The organism is Nonomuraea sp. NPDC004580 (assembly GCF_040609855.1).
GTDB classification, from domain to species: domain Bacteria; phylum Actinomycetota; class Actinomycetes; order Streptosporangiales; family Streptosporangiaceae; genus Nonomuraea; species Nonomuraea salmonea.
In genome coordinates this window covers 55,254-65,694 of record NZ_JBEXLH010000052.1, presented here as the reverse complement: position 1 = coordinate 65,694, position 10,441 = coordinate 55,254, and the positions used below count along the sequence as shown (strand labels likewise).

Genomic DNA, 10,441 nt, shown 5'->3' with positions numbered 1-10,441 from the left:
GGCCGCTCGGGACGACGCCCCATCATGCTACCCAGCCTGACCCTCGACCTACATGATCGGAAGCCCGCCCAGCAACATCATCAGAAGTCTCCTAGGCGAACAGCTCCTGCAGCCAGTCGATGGCGAAGTAGGCGAAGAAGACCAGCGAGACGATCCAGAGCAGCACCGGGATCTCGGAGAACCGCCCCCTGACGGCCTTGATGAGCGTGTAGACGATCACCCCTGCCCCCACGCCGTTGGTGATCGAGTACGTGAACGGCATCAGCGCGATGGTCAGGAACGCCGGCACGGCCAGCTCCAGGTCGTCCCAGGGCACGTTCCTGCTCTGCGTCATCATGAGCGCGCCGACCAGCACCAGCGCGGGCGCGGCGGCAGCGGCGGGGACCACGCCGGCGAGCGGCGTGAACAGCAGCGTCAGCCCCATCAGCGCGCCGGTCACCACACTGGCGAGCCCGGTACGCGCCCCCTCGCCGACACCGGCCGCCGACTCGACGAAGACGGTGTTGGCCGAGGAGCTGACCGTGCCGCCCACCACGCCGGCCACGCCGTCCACGGTGAGGATGCGGCCCAGCCTGGGCACCCGGCCCTTGTCGTCCACCATCCCGGCCTCGTCGCTGACGCCGATGATCGTGCCCATCGCGTCGAAGAACCCCGACAGCACCAGCGTGAACAGCACGACCGTGGCCGTCAGCGCCCCGGCGGTGGCGAACCCGCCGAACAGGTCGAACCGCCCGACCAGCCCGAAGTCGGGCGCGGCGATCAGGGACTCGGGCAGGCGCGGCGTGACCACGCCCCACGCGCCCGGCTCGACCGTGGCCGTCTCGTTGACGATGATGGCGAGCAGCGCCGTGATCGCGATGCTGATGAGGATGGCCGCGGGGACCCTGCGCACGTACAGCAGGATCATCAGCAGCAGGCCGAAGCTGAACACCGCGACGGGCCAGCCCGTGAGGTGGCCTGTCGCGCCGAGCTGCACGGGCGTGCCGGAGCCCGGCGCGACGAAGCCCGCGTCCACGAGCCCGATGAGCGCGATGAACAGCCCGATCCCCACGCTGATCGCGTGCTTGAGCGCCAGCGGGATCGCGTTCATGATCAGCGTACGCAGCCCCGTCACGGCCAGCACGATGATGACCACGCCTTCGAGCACCACCAGACCCATGGCCTCGGGCCAGGTCATCCGCGGGGCGGCCTGGTAGGCGACCACGGCGTTGAGCCCGAGCCCGGCCGCGAGCCCGAACGGCGCGTTGCCGACGAACGCCATCAGCAGCGTCGAGATCGCCGCGGCCAGGGCCGTGGAGGTGGTCAGCTCCACGATCGACAGCCGGGCACCGGTGACGTCCCTCGCGCCGGCCAGGATGATCGGGTTGAGCAGGATGATGTAGGCCATCGCCATGAACGTGGTCAGACCACCACGCACCTCGCGGCCGACGGTGCTCTCCCGCCCGGTCAGCTCGAAGAACCTGTCGAGCACCGGCACCACTCCCTCGTGATCGACGGGGGAGTGCCCGGTTGCTACCCGGTGGCGGGTGAGATCACGCCTTCTCGTGGCGGCCGTGACCGACCAGCGCGATGAACTCCTCCAGCTTGATGGAGCCGTCGCCGTCGCTGTCCGCGGCGGAGATGAACGCCTCGATCTCGCTCTCGGCGGCGCCCTGCCCGCCCAGCGCCTCGTTGGCCTTCCTGATCTCCTCGGCGGTCAGCAGGCCGTCGCCGTCGGTGTCGAAGCGCCGGAACTCAGCCTCGGCCGCCTCGCGCGCGCTTGCCATGGAATGCCCCCTTGTCGTGCCGTCATTCGGACAAGGCGATATCTTCCGGCCTGATGGGAACGCGAGTCAACCGAAGCCCCGTGGCCGCTCTGACGGCGGCGGCGACGGCCGGGGTGGAGGAGAGCGTGGGCGGCTCGCCGGCGCCGCGCAGCCCGTACGGAGCCGCCGGGTCGGCATTTTCCAGGATTTCCAGCTTCATGGGCGGCATGTCGAGGATCGTGGGGATGAGGTAGTCGGTGAACGACGGGTTCAGCACCCGCCCGTCGCGCACCTGGATCTCCTCCATCAGCGCCAGCCCGAGTCCCTGAGCCGTGCCGCCGTGGATCTGGCCCTCCAGCGCCTGCGGGTTCATGATGCGCCCGACGTCCTGCACCGCCGCCAGCTCGACCACCTTGGCCAGGCCCAGCTCGACGTCCACGTCCACGACCGCCCGGTGCACGCACAGCGCGAGCTGCGTGTGCGAGTCGCCCTGCCCGGTGACCGGGTCCAGCGGGTACGTCGGCCGGTGCCGGTACTCCCGTGTCTCCTCGATCGGCCCGAACCGCTCAAGCGCCTCCTTCGCCGGCAGTCCCTGGAACCGCTCGCGCACGGCCTGGCAGGCGGCCCTGACCGCGCCGCCCGTCACGTACGACTGCCGCGACGCCGACGACGAGCCCGCGGACCCGACCGAGGTGTCGGCCGTGGCCACGGTGACGTTCGCGACCCCCAGCTCGGTCCGCGCGATCTGCGCCTGCACGGTCACCAGGCCCTGACCCACCTCGGCCGCCGCCGTGTGCACGGTCACGTGCGGCTCGCCGCCGACCAGCTCGGCCCGCACCCGCGCGGTCGAGTAGTCGTCGAAGCCCTCGGAGAAGCAGATGTTCTTGATCCCCACGCCGTAGCCGACGCCGCGCCGCACGGACTCGCCGTGCGTGGTCTGCGAGACGCCGCCGGGCAATGACCGCAGGTCGGCGTCCGTGCGCTCCGGCGGCAGCGGCATCGACTCCAGCCGCTTCAGCATGTCCGCCAGCGGGGCCGGCGCGTCGATCACCTGCCCGGTCGCCAGCCGCGAGCCCTGCGCGACCGCGTTGCGCGTCCTGACCTCGACCGGCGACAGCCCGCACGCCTGCGCGAGCAGGTCCATCTGCGACTCGTAGGCGTAGCACGCCTGCACCGCGCCGAAGCCGCGCATCGCGCCGCACGGCGGGTTGTTGGTGTAGACGCCGGTGGCGTCGACGTGCACGTTCGGCACCTCGTACGGCCCCACCCCCAGCGACGCCGCGTTGCCCACCACCGCGGGCGAGGACGAGCAGTACGCGCCGCCGTCCAGCAGGATGTCCGCCTTGACGTAGACCAGCCGGCCGTCGCGGGTGGCGCCGTGCTCGTAGCGCATCCGCGCCGGATGGCGGTGCACGTGGCCGAAGAACGACTCCTCGCGGCCGTAGGAGATCTTGACCGGGCGGTTCAGCCGCAGGGCCAGCATGCAGGCGTGGATCTGCATCGACAGGTCCTCGCGGGCCCCGAACGCGCCGCCGACCCCGGACAGCGTCAGCCGTACCTTCTCCGGCGGCAGGCCCAGGCAGGGCGCGAGCTGGTCGCGGTCCACGTGCAGCCACTGGGTGGCGATGAACAGGTCGACGCCGCCGTCCTCGGCAGGCACCGCGAGACCCGCCTCGGGGCCCAGAAACGCCTGGTCCTGCATGCCCACCTCGTACTCGCCGCGGACCACGACCTCCGCCTCGAACGTGTCGCCGCGGCGTACCGGCTGGTGGCGGACGAACCGCCGCGACTCGCGCGGGTCGGTCACCGCGGGGCGGACCTCGTAGACGACCTCGATCGCCGCCGCTGCCCTGCGCGCCGTCTCCGGATGGTCGGCCGCCACCAGCGCCACCGGCTCGCCCTGGTAGCGGACCTCGTCGACGGCCAGCACCGGCTGGTCCTTGTGCTCCAGCCCGAAGTACTTCGCGCCCGGCACGTCCTCGTGCGTCAGCACCGCGCGCACGCCCGGCATCCGCAGCGCGGGGCCCACGTCGATCGAGCGGATCCACGCCGACGGGTGCGGGCTGCGCAGCGTCGCGCCCCACACCATGCCCTCCAGCCACAGGTCGGAGGCGTAGGCGAACTCGCCGGTCACCTTCAGCGTGGCGTCGGGCCGCCGCGCGCTCGCGCCGATCCCGTGCAGGATCGCGCCGGCCCTCTCGTCAGCCGTCTGCGTCATCCTCCGAGTAGAGCACCGGCCGCCCGGCTCCTCCTATGCGCACGACATGAAATGTCGGTCAGCGGTTGTCCTGCCCGCCTTGTACATTCCTACAGGTGCGCCTCTCCGACCTGCTGGCCATCGAGGACCTGCGCCTGACCCTGCTCACCGGCGACCCCGCTCGTGAGTTCTCCGGCGTGTACGTCACCGACCTGCCCGAGCCGGGCCGCTACCTGGCCGGCGGCGAGCTGGTGCTGACCGGGCTGACCTGGTGGCGCGAGCCGGGCGACTCCGACCGGTTCGTGGCGGCCCTGGCCGAGTCGGGCGTCGCCGCGCTGGGCGCCGGGCAGGCGCTGCTCGGCCACGTGCCGGGCGACCTGGTCGCCGCCTGCGCGCGGGCCGGGCTGCCGCTGCTGGAGGTGCCCGTCGAGGTCTCGTTCCGCACGCTGGCCGAGCTGGCGGCGCGCCGGCAGGCCGGCGACGTGCGCGACGCGCTCGGCCGGCACCGCAGGCTCATCGCCGCGCTCGCCGAGGGCGCCGGGCTGGCCGAGCTGTTCGAGCTGACCGCCGCCGAGCTGGGCGTCACCGGCGCCGTCCTGTCCGCGTCGGGCGAGGTCGTGGTGGGCGCCGCCGACGATCCCGTGGGCCTGGCCAGGACGTACCTGACCGCGCCCCGGCTGCCCGTCCTGGCCGGGAAGCACACGATCTTCGCCGTCGGACGCGGACACCGCGCCGCCGGCTGGGCGCTGGCCTGCGACGGCGACCTGATGGACCGGGCCGACGTCGGCTACGAGCTGGCCGCCTGCGTCGGGCTCGAACGCAGCCGCGTCGAGGAGGGCCGCCGCGTCGAGCGCCGCCTGGCCGAGCAGCTCATCGTCGCCGCGCTGGGCGGCGCCGACCCGGCCGAGCTCAACGCCAGGCTGCGGACCTGCGGGATCGGGGCGTCGGAGCCGTACGCGGTGGTCAACGCCGTCGCCGTCAGGCCCGGCGCCACCCGCGGTCCCGACCCCGCCACCCTCGGCGGCCGGATCGTGGAAGAGCTGCTCGGCCGCGAGATCGTCGCAGCGGCCGGCGCCGACGGCGCGGTCGCCGTCGTGCCCCTGCGCGAGGGCGGTACCAGGAGCGGAAACGGGGGCGGCACGGGGGATGGCACCGGGGGCGGCACTGGGGATGGCACCGGGGGTGGCACCGGTGGTGGCACTGCCGAGCTGGCCGCCCGCCTGCGCGCCGGGGCCGAGGTGGTGGCCGCGCTGCCGGACACCCGCCTGTGCGTCGGCCTCAGCGGCACGCTGACCGGCGCCGCCGCCGTCAAGGGCGGCGTCGAGGAGGCCGGGCACGCCCGCCGCCTGGCCGAGGACCGCGCAGGCGGCGTCGTCACCAGCGACGAGATCTACACGCACGCGCTGCTGCTCGCCACCGTGCCCTCCGACGTGCGCCGCTCCTTCTCCCGCCGGCTGCTGTCGCCGCTGCTCGACTACGACCGCAGGCACCAGTCCGACCTGGTACGCACGCTCGGCGTCTTCCTCGACCGGGCCGGCTCATGGAACTCCTGCGCCGAGCAGCTCCACGTGCACGTCAACACCGTGCGCTACCGCGTACGCAGGATCGAGGAGCTGACCGGCCGCGACCTGTCCACGATGGCCGACCGCGTGGACTTCTTCCTGGCGCTCAGAGACACCGCGCCGCCGCTGTGAGTCAGCCGCGGCGACGCGTCCGGGCCGGGCGCTGCGCTGACGCGGCCTCGTCGCGCTCGGCGATCGCCCGTTCGAGCCAGTACGAGCTGCCGGCCCGCTCGGCCACCGCCACCGCCTCCGCGCTGCGCCGTACGGCCTCGCCGAGCTGCCCCAGCAGGCGGTGCACCCGCGTCAGGTGCACCAGGCACGCCATCTCCGTCGTCCTCGACGTGCTCCTCGCCGGCTCCAGCGTCTCGCTGAGCACCGAGCACGCCGTGTCGAGCCGCCCCATGTCGATCAGCGCCCTGCCCTGCCACACCGCGAACTCGACGCGGCTGTGCGGGTCGCCCGCCCGCTCGGCCATCGCCGCGCCCTCCTCCAGCACGCCCGCTGCCTCGTCGAACCGCCCCAGCTCCAGGTAGGCCCGCCCGGCCACGAGCAGCGCGTAGCGCTCGCCGACGTCCGAGCCGATCTCGCGGGCGATCGCCCGCTGCGCCAGCGCGTGGTCCAGCGCCTCCTCGAAGCGCTCCCACTTCAGCAGCGTGGAGGACAGGTTGCCGTGCGCCCGCTGCTCGTTGAAGCGGTCGCCGAGCCGCTTGGCGAGTGCCAGGTGCCGCTCGTTGTGCGTGACGGAGGCCGGGTCGCCCTTGAAGTAGAGCCCCGTCGCCAGGTGCGCGTGGCCGTGCATCGCGATGACCTCGTCCTGGAGACGCTCGCCGGTGGCGACCAGCCGCTCGCCCGTCGCGACGAGGTGTCTCACGCGGTACGACTTCTGCTGGTACCACCACAGCGCCGCGCCGATCGCCGCGCCGGCCCTGGCCACGCCGTCGTCGGGGTCCGCCATGGCCTGGAACGCGGCGGCCAGCAGCGTGGCCTCCTCCGTACGCAGCCAGCCGTCCGCCTCCGCCGCGTCCCGGAACGAGCGCCCGGTCGCCTCGACCGGCGGATACAGGCAGTGGACGCGGTGCGGGTCGCTGCTCCGCGCGGCGGCCCTGACCGACTCGGCGTAGAAGCCGAACGCCCGCAACAGCGGCGCCGTCCGCTCGCCCGCGGGCAGCAGGTCGCTCGCGAACAGCCGGACCAGGTCGTGCGGGTGGTAGCGGCCCGGCTCCCCGGCCTCCAGCAGGTGGGCGTCGCACAGGCGCTCAAGCGCCCGCTCCACGTCGGTCTCCGAGCCCCCCGACAGCGCCGCGGCCGCCTCCAGGGTGATGTCGGGCACGTGCAGGAGGCCCAGCAGGGCCAGCAGCCGGGCCGCCGCCGCGTCGATCTCGCGGGCGCTGCCGCTGAGCGCCGTCCAGCTGGCCGCCAGGCTCGACCGTACGGCCAGCTCGCCCGCCTCCAGCTCCCGCAGCCTGCGCCGCTCGTCGGTGAGCCGCTCCGTCAGCGCCCCCACGCTCCAGTCGGGACGGTCGGCCAGCCGGGCCCCCGCGATGCGCAGCGCCAGCGGGAACCCGTCGCACAGCCGGACCAGCCTGCCGGTCTGTCCGAGGTCGGCGGCCACCCGGTCGGCGCCCGCCAGGTGGGCCAGCATGGCCGTGGCCTCCGCGTCCGGCAGCGGGCCAAGGCGCACCTGCGCGCGGTCGGCGCCGGTCACCAGGGACTCCCGGCTCGTGACCAGGACCGTGGTGCCGGGCGGCGCCGCGGTGAACGGCCTGACCTGGGCGAGCCCTGCGGCGTCGTCGAGGAGCACGAGCAGCCGGCGGCCGTGCAACGCGCTGCGCAACAGGGCGGCGGCCTCGTCCTCGTCGGCGGGGAGCGCGTTGTCGGGCGTGCCCAGGCCGCGCAGCAAGCGGCTGAGCACCTCGTACGCGGAGGGGCGGGGCACGTTCGGCGTGCCGCCGCGCAGGTTGACGTAGAGCTGGCCGTCGGGGAAGCGGTGGCGTACGGCGTGGGCGACCCGGACGGCCAGCGTCGACTTGCCGACCCCCGGCGCCCCGCAGATCACCACGAACGGATGCGGCGCCTCATCACCCCGCGGATCCAGCAGCGACCTGAGCCGCACGATCTCCCGCGTCCGCCCCACGAACCCCGCCAGCGCCCGGGGAAGCTGCCGCGGCACGAACCCCTCACGCGAAGGAGAGGACGCCTGCGCATCGGCCTCATGCGCGGGAGCGGCCACCTCCGCAGCGCCCTGCCCGCCGGTTACGTGCCGCGCAGGAGGCTCCACGGGGGAAATCAGGGCGAGCCGGTGGGCGCGGCGCAGGCCCTCGCCGGGGTCGGCGCCCAGTTCATCGGCCAGGACGCGCCTGGCCTCCTCGAAGACCTGCAGCGCCTCCGCCTGGCGGCCGGACGCGTGCAGGGCCAGCATGAGCAGCTCGCGGGGGCGTTCACGCAGAGGATGGCGGCGAGTCAGGTCGTGCAACGCGGCCAGCGCGTCCTCCGGGCGGCCGAGCCCGGTCAGAACCTCGGCCCTGGCCTCGACGGCGAGCACATGGAGCTCGTCGAGCCTGGCCCGCTCACCGTCCGCGAACGGCCCTGGAACCCCGCTGAGCGCCGGGCCACGCCATAACGCGAGCGCCTCGTCGAGGGCGCGTAACGCGGAGGGCAGGTCGCCGGACCCGCGGGCCTGGTCCGCCGCCTCCAGGCGGGCGGCGAAGAGGTGCACGTCGGTCCGCAGGGGATCGAGCCGTAAGAGGTAACCGCCCGGCGCCTTGACGACCGTACGAGGCGGCTCACGCCGGCCGCGGCCCGGCTCGAAGGCGCGCCGCAGCCCGGCGACGTACGTGTAGACGCTCTGCGCGGCGCTGAGGGGAGGATCGTCACCCCAGAGGCCCTCGATCAGCTGCGGCAGGGTCACCACCCGGCCGGATCGTGTGGCGAGCATCGCCGCGCCGGCCTGCTGGAGCGGCGGGCCAAGATCGAGCGGCACGCCGTCGCGTACCCCCACCACCGGTCCCAGCAGACCTAAGACCAGGCCGGATGCCAGAAGAGCACGGTGATCGTCGGAGGGATGCACGGGGGATGCACGGGGGGACGCACGGGGGGACTCACAGGGGGAGCCTCATCGCGATGCCGGGAGGGGGAAGGGCCCACGTGGCGTGTAGCTGGAATGTAGATGCGGCCGGTAGCTTGTCAACCGGCCGTCTCTGGTGTGTATTGATTCACGTGGGCCCCTGATCAGTGACTCAGGCGGTGACGCGCGGCCGGCGGGTGACGGGACCACACGAGTCCGACACCAGCGTTACGAGCGTGCCCGCACGACGACCGGGCCAGGCGTGTGCGGTGCCTGCCCGAAAAGTCGTGCGCTGCCCGAGCGTTCTCCTTCGACGGCCTGCTTCGACGCCGTCGTGACGTCAGCAGCAGCCGACGTCGGCGGTCGCGCTCGTGATGGAGCTCGTGAGGGAAGACGTAGAGGCACTCGCGGTCGTAACATTACCTGCAAGGGCTACCGCGGCGCCGATCGCGACGGCCAGGACTGACAGGGCAATGCGCTTACGCATGGGGGTTCTCCCTCGCCTATGTGGGTTGCTCGGACTTCATCTTCTCAGGGAGTGGCAGCTGTGACCACATCGGACCTAGTCGGACTCCGTATCAAGACGGTTAGGCGGCAACGCGGCCTTTCTCAGGCTCAGCTGGCACATCCCGAGTTGTCGGACAGTTACGTCTCGTTGATCGAGAGCGGCAAGCGTACCCCCACCCCTGCGGTCTTGGAGCTGCTGGCCACGAAACTGGACTGCTCGCTGTCCTACCTGGTCAACGGTGTCACCGCCGAGCAGATGGAGGACATCGAGCTGGCCCTCGGCTACGCGCGGCTGGCACTCGAGAACGGCGAGGTCGCCGAGGCCCGCACGCGTTTCGCGGAACTCCTGGGAAACAGTAACTTGGCAGGTTTGACATCGCTTCGTCAAGAAGCCGAGTTCGGCCTGGCGCTGGCCACGGAGGCCGGGGGAGACCTCGACGAGGCGATCGCGATCATGCTGCGGCTGCGCGAGGAGGAGCTGCCCTCCGAGCGCGCCCTCGAGGTGGCCGTCGCGCTGTGCCGGGCCTACCGCGAGAGCGAGCAGCTGCACCTCGCCGTCGAGGTGGGCGAGCAGCTGCTGATCGGCAACGCTCGCGAGCCCTGGACCGACCAGCGGGTCGAGCTGGCCGCCACCCTGCTCATGGCCTACTACGAGCGCGGCGACATGCTGCGCGCCAGGCAGTTCGCCGCCGAGCTGCTCAACGCCGCCGACGCGCTGGGCACCCCGCGCTCCATCGTGGCGGCCAACTGGAACGCCGCCATCGTCGCCCGCGCCACCGGCCACCACGACGAGGCGGTCGCGTTCATCGAGCGGGCCCTGGCCGTCCAGCTTGAGCACGGGCAGCCGCGCAACACCGCGCGCATGCGCCTGCAGGCCGCCCGCACCCGGCTGCGCACCGGCGCCCAGGACCCCGCGAGCGTCCGCAACGTGCTGCGCTCGGCGATCGAAGAGTTCGAGCAGACCTCGACCAGCACCATCGACCAGGCCACCCTCTACCTCGAGCTGGCCTGCGCCGAATACATGAGCAACGACCTCGACGACGCCGCCCGCCACGCCGTGGCCTGCCGCAACCTGCTGCCCCAATACGGCCACGTGGCAGGCGCCGAGGCCAACCTGCTGCTCGGCCGCATCTACGGCGCCGCCGGCAAGACGGAGGAGGGCCGCGAGCACGCCGCCGCCGTCGAGCGATGGCTGCAGCCGCTGCCCGACACCCGCCGCTCGGCCTCCCACTGGTACGCCACGGCCGAGACGATGGAGCAGCTCGGCGACACCGACGGCGCGATCGACGCCTACCAGCGGGCGCTCGCCTGCGCCGGCCTCTGAGGCCGTTGCCGTCGCATCCCGTCCCCATCCCCGGCCCGCCCC

6 protein-coding genes are annotated in these 10,441 nt (G+C 73.1%); 2 read left to right on the top strand and 4 right to left on the bottom strand.

The genetic code is table 11. The features are described from left to right. Positions 1-91 precede the first annotated feature (91 nt). From ABZW11_RS35705 to ABZW11_RS35695, 3 genes are all read right to left on the bottom strand, one after another. Positions 92-1,471 carry an NCS2 family permease gene (locus ABZW11_RS35705; protein ID WP_355427180.1) on the bottom strand — a complete coding sequence of 460 codons (1,380 nt, stop codon included), beginning with the start codon at positions 1,469-1,471 and terminating at the stop codon, positions 92-94. Between the two features lie 61 nt (positions 1,472-1,532). Beyond that, on the bottom strand, positions 1,533-1,766 hold the full coding sequence (locus tag ABZW11_RS35700) for an EF-hand domain-containing protein (RefSeq protein WP_355427177.1): 234 nt from the start codon (positions 1,764-1,766) through the stop codon (positions 1,533-1,535). A gap of 22 nt (positions 1,767-1,788) precedes the next feature. Then, a complete protein-coding gene (locus ABZW11_RS35695) occupies positions 1,789-3,963 on the bottom strand; it encodes a molybdopterin cofactor-binding domain-containing protein (protein ID WP_355427174.1) in 2,175 nt (724 codons plus the stop codon). A gap of 95 nt (positions 3,964-4,058) precedes the next feature. On the opposite strand from ABZW11_RS35695, the gene ABZW11_RS35690 reads away from it, so the two are divergent. Further along, on the top strand, positions 4,059-5,636 hold the full coding sequence (locus tag ABZW11_RS35690; RefSeq protein WP_355427171.1) for a helix-turn-helix domain-containing protein: 1,578 nt from the start codon (positions 4,059-4,061) through the stop codon (positions 5,634-5,636). A gap of 1 nt (position 5,637) precedes the next feature. Here ABZW11_RS35690 and ABZW11_RS35685 read toward each other — a convergent pair whose 3' ends face one another. Further along, positions 5,638-8,505, bottom strand: a complete 2,868-nt coding sequence (locus ABZW11_RS35685; RefSeq protein ID WP_355427168.1) for a BTAD domain-containing putative transcriptional regulator — start codon at positions 8,503-8,505, stop codon at positions 5,638-5,640. A 568-nt stretch (positions 8,506-9,073) separates the two neighbouring features. Here ABZW11_RS35685 and ABZW11_RS35680 point away from each other — a divergent pair. Further along, positions 9,074-10,399, top strand: coding sequence for a helix-turn-helix transcriptional regulator (locus tag ABZW11_RS35680; RefSeq protein ID WP_355427165.1), 1,326 nt, complete (start codon positions 9,074-9,076; stop codon positions 10,397-10,399). Positions 10,400-10,441: the final 42 nt, after the last annotated feature.

Coding starts and splice junctions, on each gene's coding strand:
- ABZW11_RS35700 (WP_355427177.1), bottom strand. CDS start 1,766: ATGGCAAGCGCGCGCGAGGCGGCCGAGGCTGAGTTCCGGCGCTTCGAC.
- ABZW11_RS35695 (WP_355427174.1), bottom strand. CDS start 3,963: ATGACGCAGACGGCTGACGAGAGGGCCGGCGCGATCCTGCACGGGATC.
- ABZW11_RS35680 (WP_355427165.1), top strand. CDS start 9,074: ATGTGGGTTGCTCGGACTTCATCTTCTCAGGGAGTGGCAGCTGTGACC.